The 15761-nt window shown below is 62.6% G+C and carries 16 protein-coding genes; 4 read left to right on the plus strand and 12 right to left on the minus strand.

The window, feature by feature from the left end:
- Positions 1-487 precede the first annotated feature (487 nt).
- The 6 genes from BLU35_RS24625 to BLU35_RS24650 form a co-directional block, all read right to left on the minus strand.
- A complete protein-coding gene (locus tag BLU35_RS24625) occupies positions 488-1480 on the minus strand; it encodes an ABC transporter substrate-binding protein (RefSeq protein WP_057249043.1) in 993 nt (330 codons plus the stop codon).
- Positions 1481-1579: 99 nt separating this feature from the next.
- Positions 1580-2449 carry an ABC transporter permease gene (locus BLU35_RS24630; protein WP_093234879.1) on the minus strand — a complete coding sequence of 290 codons (870 nt, stop codon included), beginning with the start codon at positions 2447-2449 and terminating at the stop codon, positions 1580-1582.
- Positions 2446-3330: an ABC transporter permease gene (locus BLU35_RS24635; RefSeq protein ID WP_057249045.1), complete on the minus strand. Its 885-nt coding sequence runs from the start codon at positions 3328-3330 to the stop codon at positions 2446-2448. Before BLU35_RS24635 ends, BLU35_RS24630 begins: the two co-directional genes overlap by 4 nt.
- A gap of 2 nt (positions 3331-3332) precedes the next feature.
- A complete protein-coding gene (locus BLU35_RS24640; RefSeq protein WP_058326455.1) occupies positions 3333-3668 on the minus strand; it encodes a hypothetical protein in 336 nt (111 codons plus the stop codon).
- Positions 3665-4129, minus strand: coding sequence for a GNAT family N-acetyltransferase (locus BLU35_RS24645; protein WP_093234880.1), 465 nt, complete (start codon positions 4127-4129; stop codon positions 3665-3667). Before BLU35_RS24645 ends, BLU35_RS24640 begins: the two co-directional genes overlap by 4 nt.
- Positions 4119-4910, minus strand: coding sequence for an ABC transporter ATP-binding protein (locus BLU35_RS24650; protein ID WP_057249048.1), 792 nt, complete (start codon positions 4908-4910; stop codon positions 4119-4121). Before BLU35_RS24650 ends, BLU35_RS24645 begins: the two co-directional genes overlap by 11 nt.
- 121 nt (positions 4911-5031) lie before the next feature.
- Here BLU35_RS24650 and BLU35_RS24655 point away from each other — a divergent pair, with 121 nt between their 5' ends.
- Entirely contained in the window at positions 5032-5445 is a 414-nt protein-coding gene (locus tag BLU35_RS24655) for a cupin domain-containing protein (RefSeq protein WP_058326453.1), read from the plus strand.
- Positions 5446-5538: 93 nt separating this feature from the next.
- Here BLU35_RS24655 and hydA read toward each other — a convergent pair whose 3' ends face one another.
- Both hydA and BLU35_RS24665 read right to left on the minus strand, forming a co-directional pair.
- Positions 5539-6993 carry a dihydropyrimidinase gene (hydA, locus tag BLU35_RS24660; protein ID WP_093234881.1) on the minus strand — a complete coding sequence of 485 codons (1455 nt, stop codon included), beginning with the start codon at positions 6991-6993 and terminating at the stop codon, positions 5539-5541.
- Positions 6994-7178: 185 nt separating this feature from the next.
- Positions 7179-8429 (minus strand): Zn-dependent hydrolase, encoded by a 1251-nt coding sequence (locus BLU35_RS24665; protein ID WP_093234882.1) that lies wholly within the window; start codon positions 8427-8429, stop codon positions 7179-7181.
- A gap of 283 nt (positions 8430-8712) precedes the next feature.
- Here BLU35_RS24665 and rutR point away from each other — a divergent pair, with 283 nt between their 5' ends.
- Positions 8713-9366 carry an HTH-type transcriptional regulator RutR gene (gene rutR, locus BLU35_RS24670; protein ID WP_057249052.1) on the plus strand — a complete coding sequence of 218 codons (654 nt, stop codon included), beginning with the start codon at positions 8713-8715 and terminating at the stop codon, positions 9364-9366.
- Between the two features lie 15 nt (positions 9367-9381).
- Here the strand turns inward: rutR and BLU35_RS24675 are convergent, their stop codons facing one another.
- Positions 9382-10311: a DMT family transporter gene (locus BLU35_RS24675; RefSeq protein ID WP_093234883.1), complete on the minus strand. Its 930-nt coding sequence runs from the start codon at positions 10309-10311 to the stop codon at positions 9382-9384.
- Between the two features lie 38 nt (positions 10312-10349).
- Positions 10350-12026, minus strand: coding sequence for an adenylate/guanylate cyclase domain-containing protein (locus tag BLU35_RS24680; protein WP_058320830.1), 1677 nt, complete (start codon positions 12024-12026; stop codon positions 10350-10352).
- Between BLU35_RS24680 and BLU35_RS35180 the strand changes: the two genes are divergently transcribed.
- The gene (locus BLU35_RS35180) at positions 12016-12231 is read left to right on the plus strand and encodes a hypothetical protein (protein WP_143032984.1); all 216 of its coding nucleotides are present in this window, start codon (positions 12016-12018) and stop codon (positions 12229-12231) included. The genes BLU35_RS24680 and BLU35_RS35180 overlap by 11 nt on opposite strands.
- Before the next feature lie 105 nt (positions 12232-12336).
- Here BLU35_RS35180 and BLU35_RS24685 read toward each other — a convergent pair whose 3' ends face one another.
- Entirely contained in the window at positions 12337-13236 is a 900-nt protein-coding gene (locus BLU35_RS24685) for a LysR family transcriptional regulator (protein ID WP_093234884.1), read from the minus strand.
- 104 nt (positions 13237-13340) lie between these two features.
- Between BLU35_RS24685 and BLU35_RS24690 the strand changes: the two genes are divergently transcribed.
- Positions 13341-14369 carry a zinc-dependent alcohol dehydrogenase family protein gene (locus BLU35_RS24690; RefSeq protein ID WP_093234885.1) on the plus strand — a complete coding sequence of 343 codons (1029 nt, stop codon included), beginning with the start codon at positions 13341-13343 and terminating at the stop codon, positions 14367-14369.
- Positions 14370-14441: 72 nt separating this feature from the next.
- On the opposite strand, the gene preA is transcribed toward BLU35_RS24690, so the two are convergent.
- A complete protein-coding gene (gene preA / locus BLU35_RS24695) occupies positions 14442-15755 on the minus strand; it encodes an NAD-dependent dihydropyrimidine dehydrogenase subunit PreA (protein WP_058320777.1) in 1314 nt (437 codons plus the stop codon).
- Positions 15756-15761: the final 6 nt, after the last annotated feature.

Raw genomic sequence — 15761 nt, forward strand, 5'->3', positions numbered from 1 at the left:
CATAGAGCGGATCACCGCTCGATGCAGGATCCACGGGCAATCAGGCGATTTTATCACGCCGACATCTCGCCCCGGCGGATTGCGCGGGGACAGGAGACTGCGCTTTCCTCATTTCGCGCTCCGCGTGCACGGTATCAGACCGTAGACGCGGGCGGAACTGGGACCGGTTACCGCAGGCAAAACATCGGGAAAAGGGTGCCCCCCACCATGCCTGCCTCCAACAAACATCGGGGCCTATGTAATCTCGGCCTTCGACGCTTACAAGTGCGCATGAAGCGATGGTGCCTCAATATTCGACCTGTTCTGCGGTTATGGTTGCGATCTTGACACGATCTTGACAATGGCAAGCAAGGGTAGCGCCGTTGCTTCCAGGGTTACCACCCCCACGCCCGGTACCCGGCAGCAATTTGGCGGATGCGAACGGCCGCCGAGAAAACGGAAGAGGGCCGCACGATCGTGCGACCCTCTTCTGACGATTTGGCGATGTCTACTTCAGTGCGGCATCGGTGATCTCGTGCGTCCAGGCGCCTTCCGGCTCCTTGGAGATCACGGGATCGGAGCCGCCCGCGAGCAGCGATTGCACCGTGCGCTTGTAGTCGGCCTCATCCAGCGCGCCGTTCGAGCCGGCCGTGAGCTTGGCCACTTCGCCCATCATGCGCTTCTGGTGTTTTTCCGTCTGGGCGCCGGTGGAGTCGTTTTCGAGCACGATGCCTGCGGCTTCATCCGGGTTCTCTTCCGCGAATTTCCAGCCTTTCATCGAGGCGCGCACGAACTTGACCATCTTTTCCTTGAAGGCGGCGTCCTTGAGCTTGTCTTCAAGCACGTAGAGGCCGTCTTCGAGCGTCGCCACGCCCTGGTCCTCGTATTTGAAGGTAACGAGGTCGTCCGGCTTGATGCCGGCGTCGATGACCTGCCAGTATTCGTTATAGGTCATGGTCGAGATGCAGGCGGCCTGCTTCTGGATCAGCGGGTCGACGTTGAAGCCCTGTTTCAGGACCGTGACGCCATTCGGGCCGCCATCCGTCGGGATCTTCAGATGCGCCATCCAGGAGAGGAACGGATACTCGTTGCCGAAGAACCAGACGCCGAGGGTCTGGCCCTTGAACTTGTCGGGGCTGGTGACGCCGGTTTCCTTGAGGCAGGTCAGCATCATGCCCGATTTCTTGAAGGGCTGGGCGATGTTGACGAGCGCGACACCCTTTTCGCGGGTGGCAAGGGCAGAGGGCATCCAGTCGACGATCACATCGGCGCCGCCGCCGGCGATCACCTGTGCCGGTGCGATATCAGGACCGCCGGGCTTGATGTCGACGTCGAGACCTTCCTCCTCGTAATAGCCCTTGTCCTTGGCGACGTAGTAGCCGGCAAATTGCGCCTGGGTCACCCATTTCAGCTGCAGTGTCACCTTCTCGGCGGCCTCAGCCTGGAACGCTGCCAGCGAAAAGACGCCTGCGGCGAGAAGCGATGCAAGTCTTTTGTTCATGTCAGTTCCCTCTTGTTTTTGTTTCATTTTCTTTCAACTGCGCAATTCCGGACGGAAAACCGTTTCACACTTTTTCTGGAATTGCTCAGGCAGTATGCGTCAGGCGCGCCCTCCGCGGATGGAAGGATGCCAGAAGGTGACAGCGCGCTCGATGAGCGCGACCACCCCGTAGAAGGCGGAGCCTGCGACCGCCGCGACGGCGATCTCGGCCCAGACCATGTCGACATTCATGCGTCCCACTTCCGTGGAAATCCGGAACCCCATGCCGACGATGGGGGTTCCGAAGAACTCGGCGACGATGGCGCCGATCAGCGCCAGTGTCGAATTGATCTTCAGCGCGGTGAAGATGAACGGCCAGGCGGCCGGCAGGCGCAGCTTGACGAGCGTCTGCCACCAGGACGCCGCATAGGTGCGCATCAGGTCGCGCTCCATGTGGCTGGCGGCGGCAAGGCCGGCGACCGTGTTCACCAGCATCGGGAAGAAGGTCATGATGACGACGACCGCGACCTTCGACTGCCAGTCGAAGCCGAACCACATGACCATGATCGGCGCGACGCCGATGACGGGGAGGGCCGAGACGAAGTTGCCGAGCGGCAAGAGGCCCTTCTGCAGGAACGGCGAGCGGTCAATCAGGATCGCGACGGCAAAGCCGAGGCCGCAGCCGAGCGCGTAGCCAATCAGCACCGCCTTCAGGAAGGTCTGGCGGAAGTCGGCGCCAAGCGTCGGCAGCGAATTGATCAGCTTCTGCCAGATCATGGAGGGTGCCGGCAGCAGCACCGAGGGGACCGAGAAGCCACGCACAATGCCTTCCCAGAGGACCAGGATGGTGATGCCGAAGATCAGCGGCACGGCAAAGCGCGCAGCGGCCTTGGCAGCTTCATTTTGGAAGTTCTGGCGCACCAGCCACTCGTTGAAGGCCCAGGCGGCGAGCCAGAAGATGATCGCTGCTGCAAGGACTGGCAGGTTCATGGCTTGGCTCCCATGCGCTTCAGGACGGCGGTGTGGGCAAAGCCGACGATCATGACGAGGACAGCGGCGAGTGCTGCCGCCATGAAGAGGGCCGCCCAGATCTGCACCGTCTGGCCGTAATAGGAACCGGCGAGCAGGCGGGCGCCGAGGCCGGCGACAGCACCGGTCGGCAGCTCGCCAACGATCGCGCCGACCAGCGAGATGGCAACGGCAACCTTCAGCGAGGTGAAGAGATAGGGCATGGACGACGGCCAGCGCAGCTTCCAGAAGGTCTGTGCCGATGAGGCGTAATAAGTGTGCATCAGATCGAGCTGGATCGTTTCCGGACTACGTAGCCCCTTCACCATGCCGACGACGACGGGGAAGAAGGAAAGGTAAGTGGAAATCAGCGCCTTCGGCAGCAGGCCCGAGATGCCGATGGCGTTCAAGACGACGATGATCATCGGCGCGATGGCGAGGATCGGGATCGTCTGGCTGGCGATCACCCACGGCATCAGCGAACGATCCATGGCGCGGTTGTGCACGATGCCGACCGCGAGCAGGATGCCGAGTGCTGCACCGATGCCGAAGCCGAGCAGGGTCGCCGAAAGCGTGATCCAGGCGTGGTAGACGAGGCTGCGTTTCGACGTGATTGCCTTGTTGAATGTCGTGTCCCAGATCTCGGCGATCACCTGGTGCGGCGCCGGCAGCACCGGGCGTTCCTGCGCCATGGTGTTGCGCATGATCTCGGAGAAGGTGATTTCGGTGCCGGCACGCGCGGCCGTGTCGCGCTCGAAGGGCGCGTTCAGGAAGACGACTGCGACGTACCAGAGCGCGATCAGCAGCACGACGACGGTGCCGACCGGCAGCAACTTGTCCCTGAGGAAGCTTGGTTCCTGCATTGTCACGCCTTTCCGCTTGCGGGCAACAACATCAGACCCATGGCGACGATGCCGAGAAGGACACCGGCGGCCTGTGTGAGGCTCAACCGTTCACCAAAGACCGCAAAGGCGATGATGTTGACGAGCACGAGCTGTACGATCGCCGAAAGCGAAATTGCGAGGCCGAGGCCACCTTCGCGCATCAGCTTCACCATGATGATGTTGCCGATGACGTAGAGCCCAAGCGCGAGGACGAGCATACCGAGGTGATTATTCGAAACATAGGCGCGCGAGGCGGTCGCGCCGCCGAGAAAGATCGTCGTTGCCAAGAGCATCCAGAGGCCAAAGGCGAGGTTCATGCCTGCATCTCCTTGGCCTGCCAGCGATAGTGGATATCCGGCAGCTTCTCTTCGTTGTCGCCGTCCGTGCGCCGCACGACTTCGAAGCCCTGGTGCTGGTAGAAGCGCTGGGCGTCACGATTGTGTTCGAAGGTCCAGAGATTGAGTTCTTCCGGAGACAAGTCCTTGGCGGCCTGCACGAGCTGCGAGCCGATGCCGGTGCCGCGGTGAGGCGCGTCGATGTAGAGCGCCGTGACGTAGCGGTCGTCGGAAAGCGCAAGGAAGCCGGCGACGTCGTTCTTCCGCTCCGCCACGATCAACCTGCGTTCGGCAAACACCGTGTCGGCGTAGTAGCGCTCGACGTCGGCATGATCGTGCACGCGCGGCATCCACGGTGTTGCGTCGATCCAGCGGTTGAGGATGCCGGCGCAGGCGGCCATGTCGGTCCGTTCGGCCGGGCGGATCACGGCACTATTCGTCATAGCTGTGTCCCGCGCGCAGGCCCTCGCGAACGCGATGGGCAATCTCCAAGAATTCCGGCGTCTCGCGAATGCCGAGCGGGCGTTCGCGCGGCAGCGTCGATTCGATGACGTCGGTGACGCGGCCGGGACGCGGGCTCATCACCACGATCTTGGTTGAGAGGTAGACGGCCTCGGGGATCGAGTGGGTAACGAAACAGATCGTCTTGTTGGTGCGGGCCCAGAGCTTCAACAGCTGTTCGTTGAGGTGATCGCGGACGATCTCGTCGAGCGCGCCGAAGGGTTCGTCCATCAAAAGCAGATCGGCATCGAAGGCGAGTGCACGGGCGATCGAGGCGCGCTGCTGCATGCCGCCAGACAGCTGCCAGGGATATTTCTTGCCGAAGCCCGTGAGGTTGACGAGGTCGAGCGTGCGCTCGATGCGCGCCTTCTTCTCTTCCCTCGAATAGCCCATGATCTCCAGCGGCAGGGCGATGTTGTTCTCGATCGTGCGCCAGGGATAAAGCGCTGCCGCCTGGAACACGTAGCCATAGGCGCGCTGCTTGCGCGCTTCCTCGGGCGTCATACCGTTGACGCTGATCTTGCCGGAGCTCGCCTTTTCGAGATCGGCGATCACTCTGAGAAACGTCGTCTTGCCGCAGCCGGACGGGCCGATGAAGGAAACGAAGTCACCCTTGGCGACGTCCAGATTGACGCCGGTCAGCGCATGCACCGGTCCATCGGCGGTTTCGAAAGTCAGGCAGAGGTCCCGGGCCGAAACCACGGATGCGGTATTGGACGTCATCGGCGAATACTCATTCTGGCTGGTCTGTGTCAGACTGCTATCCGGACCGGCAACATGCAATCGCGGATTTGGGTGCGGAGCCGTTTGTTGCTGGTTTTTCAGGGAATTCTGGAGAACAGTCATGTCTCGATCATCCAATCCGGGCTGTCGCGTGGTTCGTCCTGAAGGCGTGCAGGCCGGCCAGCAGGGGCTCAACTATTTCGAGGGCATTGCGGCGGAGACCGTAGGTGCGACTGGCCTCAGCATGCATATCGTCACGATCCCGCCCGGCGCGCGCGCCAAGGCGCATCTGCACGAGAGCCACGAGACGGCGATCTATGTGCTTTCGGGCGAGGCCTGGACCTGGTTTGGCGAGAAGCTGGAGGAACACGTCGTCGCCCGGGCCGGTGACATGGTCTATATCCCCGCCGGCATGCCACACCTGCCGGAGAACCGTTCGAATGAGCCCTGTTCGGCCGTCATTGCGCGCACGGACCCGAAGCAATTGGAAAGCGTCATGCTTCTGCCCGAGCTCGACGCGCTCGTGCCTGCCTGACGCCACCCGCGCCGAAGTGCCCCGCCGATCTGGCAGGGCATGTCCGGTGGGACAGAGCGGCGCGAAGACGTGCAAGCCGCGAAACATGAGGCCTCAGACGCCGGTCGCCGGAATGCCGGTGCGCTGGACGGCGCGCGGTGCCGTGACTTCCTTCCAGGTAGAAAGAGCGGAGCTGACGGCCGGGAACGGATCGCGGCGGACGAATTCGCCGTGGCCTTCGCGGGTCCTGATCGTGCTTTCCTCGATCGCGACGACGCCGCGGGTCAGCGTGTAGCGTGGCAGGCCCTTCACCTCCTTGCCCTCGAAGACGTTGTAGTCGATCGCCGACTGCTGGTTCTTGACCGAGATGGTCTTGGTGCGCTTCGGGTCCCAGACGACCAGGTCGGCATCGGCGCCGACGAGGATCGCGCCCTTCTTCGGGTAGATGTTGAGGATCTTGGCGATGTTGGTCGAGGTGACCGCCACGAACTCGTTCATGGTGATGCGGCCGGTGTTGACGCCATGGGTCCAGAGCATCGGCATGCGGTCTTCGAGACCGCCGGTGCCGTTGGGGATCTTGGTGAAGTCGCCGAGGCCGGAGCGTTTCTGTTCGCTTGTAAAGGCGCAATGGTCGGTCGCGACCACCTGCAGCGAGCCCGAGGCGAGACCGGCCCAGAGTGAGTCCTGATGCAGCTTGTTGCGGAAGGGTGGCGACATCACGCGGCGGGCCGCATGGTCCCAGTCCTTGTTGAAATATTCGGTTTCATCCAGCGTCAGATGCTGGATCAGCGGCTCGCCGAAGACGCGCATGCCCTTGGCGCGGGCCCGGCGGATCGCCTCATGCGCCTGCTCGCAGGAGGTGTGCACGATATAGACCGGGCAGCCGGCCATGTCGGCGATCATGATCGCGCGGTTGGTTGCTTCGCCCTCGACTTCGGCCGGCCGCGAATAGGCGTGTGCCTCCGGACCGTTGTTGCCTTCGGCAAGCAGCTTCGCCTGGAGCTGGGCGACGACATCGCCGTTTTCCGCGTGCACGAGCGGCAGCGCGCCGAGGGCTGCGCAGCGCTGGAAGGACGAGAACATCTCGTCGTCGTCGACCATCAGCGCGCCCTTATAGGCCATGAAGTGCTTGAAGGTGTTGATGCCCTTGTCCTTAACGATGGTCTCCATCTCGTTGAAGACCTGCTCGCTCCACCAGGTGATCGCCATGTGGAAGGAATAGTCGCAGTTGGCGCGGGTAGACTTGTTGTCCCACATGGTGAGCGCTTCGAGCAGCGACTGGTTGGGGGAGGGCAGCGCGAAATCGACCACCATGGTCGTGCCGCCGGCAAGTGCCGCACGCGTGCCGCTTTCGAAATCGTCCGAGGAATAGGTGCCCATGAAGGGCATTTCGAGATGGGTGTGCGGGTCGATGCCGCCCGGCATGATGAAACAGCCGCTCGCATCCAGCGTCTCGTCACCGGAAAGATTGGGGCCGATCTCGACGATCCTGCCGCCCTCGATCTTGACGTCCGCCTTGTAGGTCAGGTCGGCCGTGACGATGGTTCCACCCTTGATGACAGTGCTCATGGTACTTGATCCTCGCGATTGCGCTTCCGGCGCCTACAGCGCCGCGCGTGTTTTAATACGCGCTAAGATCGCTGTAGCATTTTAGATTTGCTGCATAATTTCCCCTTAAATCGATCCCGATTTAAGGAATTATGCAGTAGGCGGCCGCCACGAAAAAGGGCGGAACTTTCGTCCCGCCCGCAAACTCATTCGACGATTTCAGCCGTTTCGACGACGGCGTGGAAGAGGACGTCGGCGCCGGCGCTGGCCCACTCCTTGGAGATATCCTCCGCCTCGTTGTGGCTGAGGCCACCGACGCAAGGGCACATGATCATCGTCGTCGGCGCCACCTTGGCGGCCCAGCAGGCGTCGTGGCCGGCGCCCGAGATGATGTTCATGTGGCTGTAGCCGAGCCGTTCGGCGGCATCGCGCACGGCGGTAACCAGTTTCGGGTCGAAGGTCACCGGTTCGAAGTGGCCTATCGCCTCGATGGAACAGCCGACGCCGAGCGGCTCGGTGATCTTTGGCGCTTCGGCCTCGATCCTGGCGCGCATGCGATCGAGCTTCTCCTTGTCGGGCGAGCGGATATCAACGGTGAAGACCACCTTGCCCGGCAGAACGTTGCGGGAATTGGGGGAGAAGACCACCTGGCCGACGCCACCGACGGCACCCGGCTGGTTCACCATGGCAACACTCTGGACCATTTCCATGATGCGGGCCATGGCGAGGCCGGCATTGACGCGCATGTTCATCGGCGTCGAGCCGGTATGGGCTTCGCGTCCCGTCAGCGTGAACTCCAGCCACCAGAGGCCCTGACAGTGGGTGACGACGCCGATGTCCTTCCCCTCGGCTTCGAGGATCGGGCCCTGCTCGATATGGTATTCGAAATAGGCATGCATCCTGCGGGCGCCGACCTCTTCGTCGCCGACCCAGCCGATGCGTTTCAATTCATCGCCGAAGGTCTTTCCTTCCGGATCCTTGCGGCCATAGGCGAAGTCCTGGCTGTGCACGCCGGCAAAGACGCCGGAGGCGAGCATGGCCGGCGCGAAGCGTGCGCCTTCCTCGTTCGTCCAGTTGGTAACGACGACCGGGTGCTTGGTCTTGATGCCGAGGTCGTTCATCGAGCGAATGACTTCGAGGCCGGAGAGCACGCCCAACACACCGTCGAACTTGCCGCCGGTCGGCTGGGTGTCGAGATGCGAACCGACATAGACGGGCAGAGCGTCCGGGTCGGTGCCGGCGCGTGTGAAGAACATGTTGCCCATACTATCGACGCCCATGGTGAGGCCGGCCGTCTCGCACCAGGACTCGAACAACCGGCGCCCTTCGGCGTCCGCGTCGGTCAATGTCTGGCGGTTATTGCCGCCAGCAACGCCAGGGCCGATCTTGGCCATTTCCATAAGTGAATCCCACAGGCGGTCGGCATTGACACGCATGTTCTCGCCAGGTGCAGCCACGGCGGTCTCCTCATCTTTTCAGGGCCTTGCCTCAATCGGCGCGCCCTTATGTTCCCTTGGTCAAATCCAGGCTTGGTTTTTTCTGGTGCCCTTCGATCAGCCGTTGCCTTTGGCGGTGAACTGGCTGATAATTTGACCGGTTGGTAAACATTACAACTTCCATTGCGGCACTCAAGCCGGAAAAGCAAAAAAACGAAGTTGTTGCCCAAGAAGATGGCGAGGCCGGAAATTGGGCAGATCGGTTCTTGCGCGGCGAGGCGCGCGGGGATCGCCAGGGGGACAGATGGTACTACCGAGAGCGGCCAGGACCCAGAGGCGGACACGCATCCAGGAAGAGAAAGAAGAGCGCATTCTGGAAGCGGCGCTTGAAGTCTTCTCCGCCAATGGTTTCCGCGGCGCGACCGTCGACCAGATCGCCGAAGTGGCGGGCATGTCGAAGCCCAATTTGCTTTATTATTTCCGCACGAAGGAAGCGATGCACCGGGCGCTGATCGACCGGGTGCTCGATACCTGGCTCGATCCCCTGCGCGAGTTCAATGCCGAGGGAAATCCGGTCGCCGAGATCCGCAGCTACATCCGGCGCAAGCTCGAAATGGCCCGCGACTATCCGCGCGAAAGCCGGCTCTTCGCCAACGAGGTGCTGCAGGGTGCTCCGCATATCGAGGACGAGCTCAAGGGGCCGTTGAAGGCGCTGGTCGACGAGAAGGCGGAGGTGATCCGCGCCTGGGCGAAAGCCGGCAAGATCGCCAAATGCGACCCCTACCACCTGATCTTTGCGATCTGGTCAACGACCCAGCATTATGCCGACTTCGACGTGCAGGTACGCGCCGTGCTTGGCCAGGGCAATGCCGGCGAGGGACGGTTCGAAGACGCAGCGCGCTTTTTGGAGCGGCTCTTTGTCGACGGGCTGCAGGTCAGCGAGCAGCCGGCGGCCTGAGCCGCCCGCACATCTTCAATCGGGCAGCAGCGCCATCAGGAGCAGGCCGCAGGCCGTGGTCAGCGCGCCGGCAAGAACCGGCAGGCTGGTCCAGCCGTGGCCGAGCAGCCCTTCGAGCAGAATGATGAAGCTCGGCGTCAAATAGCCATAGCCGAGCACCTTGGATGCCGGCAGCCGCATCGAAGCATATTGCAGCAGCAGGAAGGTGATGGCGGTGGTGACGACGGCGAGATAGAGGACGGCGACCCAGACGATCGCGGGAAGCGCTGTAAAGTCCGTGGTGATGAGACCGATGCCACCGGGCACCAGCAGCCAGGGCACGGTGAAGACCGCGACCCAGAAGCCGAAGGCGAAGGGGTTTTCCTGTCGGCCGAACTTGCGGATCAGCGGCACATAGATCGCGTGGCAGACGACGCCGACGAAGAAGATTAGCTCGCCCTGGCCGATATCGAAGGCAAGGATCGCCTGGATATTGGCGCGGAAGATCACCCAGACGGCGCCGAGGGCTGCGATGATGAGGCCCGCGAGCACGCCCGGGCGCGTGCGCTGGCCGAGCAGCAGATAGGCGAAACCGGCGCTGAGCAACGGCATCAGGGTGAAGACCGCGCCGGTGGAAACCGGGTTGGTGAATTCCAGCGCCTTGAACATCGTCAGCATGTAGACGGCGATCAGGCCGCCGAGGATCACGAAGCGCCACGATTGCTTGGGGAAGTGAAAAGGCACGCGCGCATAGCCGAAGGTCATCAGCCCCAGCACGATGACAGTCAGCAGATAGCGCCAGAGCGTCAGCGGTCCGGCGCCCATGTGCTGGGTTGCAAGACCACCGAAAGAGAAGGAACCGGCGATCAAAATGGCAAAGCTCATCATCGCCAGATGTGCCTTCAGCTTCTCGATGCCTTTGGCGTGAACCTGATGGGGCGTTTTCGGGGATACGTCCTGCTTCATTCACGATTCCGGGGAGTATGAGGGCGGGGAATACCAACCTAAGCGTTTGACGGCGTTGGTTGCAAGGCCGCGGAGATTCGCGCGGCATCCTCGACGATCCAGGTTTCGAGTGTCGCCTGCCGGCCGCGCAGGCCGATGTCCAGCCGCTCGTGTCCTTCGATCACGAGACCCGCCCGATTGACGAGTTCGGCGGAGACGGCGAGCTGCACGTCGTGCTCTTTGGCGAGGCCCTCCAAGCGGCTGGCGGTGTTGATCGTGTCGCCGACCGCCGTCAGCGACGTCGCCTGGCCATAGCCGATCTCACCGATTATGGCGGGGCCGGAGTGCAGCCCCATCGCGATGCGCAGCGGTTCGTCGAGTTCGCCGCGGAAGGTCTGGTTGAGCGTCTCGATGCCCTTGGAGATCCGCACGGCGGCGGCGAGCGACTGCCGGCAGGCCTCGGTGTAGGAGCTCTTGAGGCCGAAGATCGCGAGTGCGCCATCGCCGATGAACTTGTCGATGACGCCGCCGGAATCCTCGACCGCTTCGCCCACCATCTCGAAGTAGCGGTTGAGCAGGAACACTGTGTCGAAGGGCAGCTTGTGTTCGGCAATGCTGGTAAAGCCGCGCATATCGCAGAAGAGCACGGCGATGCGTCGCTCCCGGCCTTCGCCGCCCTCGCGTCCGATCTGTTTCTTGATACCGAGGCTGTCGCTGTCGAGGATCGGCACGACGGTCACGTTGTGCACAGGGCGGAACTGGCAGGCGAGACGGACATTGTCGGGCGCGCCGATACGGGTCAGCGTCGCAAGCTCGGCGTCCTCAGGGGCAGGCTGGTCTTCCAATCCCTGGATGACGCGGACGCGGCAGGTCGAGCAACGCCCGCGGCCGCCGCAGACCGAGACATGCGGGATACCGGCGGCGCGGCTTGCTTCCAGAACGCTGAAGCCGAGATTGACGGTCGCGGTCCGGCCATCTGGATAACGGACGCGAATGCGGCCACCCTTCGGCATGGCCCGCAGCAGGAAGGTGCCACCGATCAGCCCACCGAAACCGAGATAGAGACCGAGGCGGATGTCCTCGAGAAGCGTGAGATCGACCGCCGGCTTGGTGTAGGCCCTGTCGCCGTAGCCACCGTGTTCTTCATAGTTGCTCTCGATCGAGCGGGCGCCGCTGACGAAGCCGAGCAGCGCGAAGATCGGCACGAGGATTGCGACTGTGTAAAGCAGGATTTCATAGCGCGGGAACCAGGGGCGACCGCGCATCCAGAACCAGGCGCCGAGGCAACCATGGCCCCAGACGAGCAAGAGGGCGACCGATTGCCTGATGGCGTTGACCGAGTTCGACCAGAGAATCCGGAGCATGTCCGGGTAATCCGTATCGACGCCTGTGAAGAGCGGTTCGACGCGCGCGGCGGTAACATGGCCGATCAGCAGAAACGGCAGGCTGAGACCGAAGATGATCTTCAGCGCTTCGCGCGCCGGCATTCTGAGCGTCTGCCGGCGGTAGATGCTTTCGAGCGCCATGGCGAAATGCAGCAGCAGGGCGCCGTAGAGGAGCACCGTGCCGGGGACGCTGTGCCAGATGAGATTGAACGCCTTGCGGGCGGTTTCCATCGCTTCGATGGAAATGAGACCGAGCGAATGGTTGAAGAAATGGGCCAGCACGAACGAACCGAGTATCGCCCCGGATACGAGGTGCATTCGCTTGCGTCGGTTGGCCGAAATGATCGTCAAGCAAAAGTCCGGCTCTGCCGAAGCTTTGTCCGGCCGCAGTTTCAAAACCGTCGGAAGATGCGTCGCCGATCCCGGATCGAACGTCACGCACCCCCGGTGTGAGTTCTCCCTTATTATCCAGATCGCGCGGGCCGACAACTTACCATTTTTACACAATCTGTTTCGTTTTCGTGTCCTGTTCGTTATCGGCGGGGAGCGCTATTGAGCGGGGTTCGGTGCCGTCGTTCGAACGGGTTCGCCACATGCATGTCGAACTCCCCATGCTTTTGGCTTGTGATGGCGGCGCCGGAAACAGCGGCCACCGCTTGCTTCATTCCATCATGGCCGGCAGGCGTGCGGCAAGCGTATCGATGAGCAGCCGCAGCTTTGGCGGCATGTATTGGGTTTTCGGCCAGACGACATAGGCGCCATAGGAGAGCGCCGGCGCATCGGCGAGAATCCGGACCAGCGAGCCGGCGGCGATTCGGTTTCCCACGAGCCAGCACGGCAGCCAGGCGATACCGAAGCCGTCGGCTGCCGCGTCGGCGATTGAGGTCAGGTCATCGAGCCGCAGCCGCGCCGGCGGCGTGATCGCCTGGGGCTGGCCGGCCTTGACGGGAAAAGACCAGGCGAGCGGCTGTCCGCTGCGCCGGTAGAGGATCGCCTGATGCGACATCAGGTCATCGATCGTTCCAGGCGTGCCGTTTGCTTCAAGATAGGCCGGTGAAGCGCATACGATCATGCGCTGGTCGGCGATCTTGCGCGTCATCAGTTCGGGATCGCTCCTCAGCGGGCCGGAGCGGATGGCGAGATCGAAGCCGTCCTCGATGAGGTCGACGTTGCGGTCGCTGAAGTTGAGATCGAATTCCAGGTGCGGATGCAGCCGGAGCAGTTCCGACAGCAGCGGCATGATGCATTGGCGGCCGAAATGCACAGGCATCGACAGGCGCAGGCGGCCCCGGATCTCCTGTTTGCCCGATTCCAGCAGCGCCTCTCCGGCCCTGATTTCGCCGAGCGCCCTCAGGCAGTTTTCGTAGAAGAGCTGGCCTTCGTCGGTCAGGCTCTGGGTGCGGGTGGTGCGATGGAAGAGGCGAACGCCCAGCCTCTGTTCCAGCTTGGCGACCGTTTTTCCGACTGCCGAGCGCGACAGGTTGAGCCTTTCGGCCGCCGCAGAAAAGCCGCCGGCGTCGGCCGCTTCCACGAACACCGAAACTCCGTTCAGGTAGTTCATGTTTGTATCCTTAGTGGAACCAATATGGCGAAATCATATCGCAACTGGAGAGATAAATTCAACGCTATGGTTTCTTCATCAGCAAACCGATGAAAGGAAAGACCATGGCAAGACTGATGAAGGAATGGACGATCGATACATTCGGCGCCTCGAACCTGAAGGTCACCGAGCGGCGCGTTCCTGAGCCGGGTGCGGGCGAGGTGCTCGTTCGCACCACCGCCTTGTCGCTCAACTTTCGCGACAAGCTGGTGCTGGAAAACGGCATGGGCATGCCGCTCGCCTTCCCCTTTGTGCCGGGTTCCGACATGGCCGGCGTGGTGGAAGCGGTCGGCCGCGACGTCACGCGGTTTAAGCCGGGCGATCGTGTGATTTCCGTCTTCGATCCGACCTGGATTGACGGTCAGAAGCCGGGGACCGCCCGTCATCCGACGTCGTTTGCGCTTGGGGGCCTCAACCCGGGTGTTGCCTCCGAATATGTCGCCTTCCCAGAGGACTGGTTCGTGAAGGCACCTGAGAGCCTCGACGATGGCGAGGCGAGCACCTTGCCCTGCGCCGGGCTGACGGCCTGGTTCGCTCTGGTCGAGAGGGGACATCCGAAAGCCGGCGACCGCGTCGTCGTGCAGGGCACCGGCGGTGTTTCCCTGTTCGGGCTGCAGATCGCCAAGGCGCACGGGGCCGAAGTGATCGTGACATCAGCCAGTCAGGAAAAGCTCGAACGTGCGCGCGCGCTTGGAGCCGATCATGGCGTAAACCGGCTGTCGGAAGACTGGGCGGAGCGTGTTCTCGAGATTACCGGCGATGATGGCGCTGACCATATCCTCGAGCTCGCCGGTGGCGCCAATCTCGGCAAGTCGTTGCAAGCGGTGGCCGTGCAGGGGCGGATCTCTATCATCGGCGTGCTCGAAGGCGGCGAGATCTCGGCGCCGGCGCCGTTTGTCCTGTTGAAGTCGCCGGTCATCCAGGGCATCGGCGTCGGCCATCGCCGGGCGCTGGAAGATCTGGTCGGCGCCATCGATCGCACCGGGATCAGGCCGGTCATCGATGCCCGCTACCGCTTCGCAGAGTTGCCCGAGGCGCTGGCGCATCTCGATCGCGGGCCGTTCGGCAAGGTGGTCGTCGAGTTCCAGGGTTGAAAGACAAAGCCGCCGGATGGATGTCCGGCGGCTTTGCTTGATGCAATCGCGGGCGAACCCGCTTGGGCGCCCTTACTCCGCGGCCTGGCGGGCCATCGGGTTGTTCGGGTGGGTCGTCCAGTTGGCGTAGTTCGGGTCGACCGGCTTGCCGGTGCGCTGGTCGATCGTGCCGGCCGGCAGTTCTTCCATGGTGATGCAGTTCTCGACCGGACAGACGCTGACGCAGAGGTTGCAGCCGACGCACTCGTCTTCCATTACCTCGAAGTGGCGCACGCCATTGACGAACTGGGTGATCGCCTGGTGCGAGGTGTCCTCGCAGACGATGTGACAGCGGCCGCACTTGATGCAGGAATCCTGATCGATCTTGGCCTTGGCGATATAGTTGAGGTTCAGATACTGCCAGTCGGTGACATTCGGCACGGCGCGGCCGGTGATGTCGTCGAGGTCGCGGTGACCCTTGGCATCCATCCAGTCGGAAAGGCCGGAGATCATTTCCTGGACAATCTTGAAGCCGTAGGTCATCGCCGCGGTGCAGACCTGCACGTTGCCGGCGCCAAGCACCAGGAATTCGGCCGCGTCGCGCCAGGTGGTTATGCCACCGATGCCGGAGATCGGCAGGCCATAGGTTTCGGGATCGCGGGCGATTTCGGCGACCATGTTGAGTGCGATCGGCTTGACCGCCGGGCCGCAATAGCCGCCATGAGTGCCCTTGCCGCCGACCGTCGGGTTCGGGGCGAAGTTGTCGAGATCGACTGACACGATCGAGTTGATCGTGTTGATCAGCGACACGGCGTCGGTGCCGCCGGCCTTGGCGGCGCGGGCAGGCTTGCGGATGTCGGTGATATTCGGCGTCAGCTTGGTGATGACAGGCATGCGCGTGTACTGCTTGCACCAGCGCACGACCATCTCGATATATTCCGGCACCTGGCCGACCGCAGCACCCATGCCGCGCTCGGACATGCCGTGCGGACAGCCGAAGTTGAGCTCAATGCCGTCGGCGCCGGTTTCTTCCACCAGCGGCAGGATCGCCTTCCACGCCTCTTCCTCGCAGGGCACCATGATCGAGGCGATCAGGGCCCGGTCCGGCCAGTTCATCTTGACCTGCTTCATTTCGCGCAGGTTCACATAAAGGTCGCGGTCGGTGATGAGCTCGATATTGTTGAAGCCCAGCAGCCGGCGGTCGGCACCCCAGATCGCGCCGTAGCGCGGTCCGTTGACGTTGACGACCGGCGGTCCTTCTTCGCCGAGCGTTTTCCAGACGACGCCGCCCCAGCCCGCCTTGAAGGCGCGCTCGACGTTATAGGCCTTGTCCGTCGGCGGGGCGGATGCCAGCCAGAACGGGTTCGGGGATTTGATGCCGACGAAGTTATTGCGAAGATCAGCCATTGGTTT

The organism is Sinorhizobium sp. NFACC03, from assembly GCF_900103435.1.
Classification (GTDB): domain Bacteria; phylum Pseudomonadota; class Alphaproteobacteria; order Rhizobiales; family Rhizobiaceae; genus Ensifer.

What these genes read in the sequence shown, in the direction of transcription:
- preA (WP_058320777.1), bottom strand. Translation starts at nt 15,755, where the DNA reads ATGGCTGATCTTCGCAATAACTTCGTCGGCATCAAATCCCCGAACCCG.
- hydA (WP_093234881.1), bottom strand. Translation starts at nt 6,993, where the DNA reads ATGAGCACTGTCATCAAGGGTGGAACCATCGTCACGGCCGACCTGACC.
- BLU35_RS24685 (WP_093234884.1), bottom strand. Translation starts at nt 13,236, where the DNA reads ATGAACTACCTGAACGGAGTTTCGGTGTTCGTGGAAGCGGCCGACGCC.
- BLU35_RS24655 (WP_058326453.1), top strand. Translation starts at nt 5,032, where the DNA reads ATGTCTCGATCATCCAATCCGGGCTGTCGCGTGGTTCGTCCTGAAGGC.
- BLU35_RS24690 (WP_093234885.1), top strand. Translation starts at nt 13,341, where the DNA reads ATGGCAAGACTGATGAAGGAATGGACGATCGATACATTCGGCGCCTCG.
- BLU35_RS24650 (WP_057249048.1), bottom strand. Translation starts at nt 4,910, where the DNA reads ATGACGTCCAATACCGCATCCGTGGTTTCGGCCCGGGACCTCTGCCTG.
- BLU35_RS24675 (WP_093234883.1), bottom strand. Translation starts at nt 10,311, where the DNA reads ATGAAGCAGGACGTATCCCCGAAAACGCCCCATCAGGTTCACGCCAAA.
- BLU35_RS24645 (WP_093234880.1), bottom strand. Translation starts at nt 4,129, where the DNA reads ATGACGAATAGTGCCGTGATCCGCCCGGCCGAACGGACCGACATGGCC.
- BLU35_RS24635 (WP_057249045.1), bottom strand. Translation starts at nt 3,330, where the DNA reads ATGCAGGAACCAAGCTTCCTCAGGGACAAGTTGCTGCCGGTCGGCACC.
- BLU35_RS24625 (WP_057249043.1), bottom strand. Translation starts at nt 1,480, where the DNA reads ATGAACAAAAGACTTGCATCGCTTCTCGCCGCAGGCGTCTTTTCGCTG.
- BLU35_RS24630 (WP_093234879.1), bottom strand. Translation starts at nt 2,449, where the DNA reads ATGAACCTGCCAGTCCTTGCAGCAGCGATCATCTTCTGGCTCGCCGCC.
- rutR (WP_057249052.1), top strand. Translation starts at nt 8,713, where the DNA reads ATGGTACTACCGAGAGCGGCCAGGACCCAGAGGCGGACACGCATCCAG.
- BLU35_RS24640 (WP_058326455.1), bottom strand. Translation starts at nt 3,668, where the DNA reads ATGAACCTCGCCTTTGGCCTCTGGATGCTCTTGGCAACGACGATCTTT.
- BLU35_RS35180 (WP_143032984.1), top strand. Translation starts at nt 12,016, where the DNA reads ATGATCGTCAAGCAAAAGTCCGGCTCTGCCGAAGCTTTGTCCGGCCGC.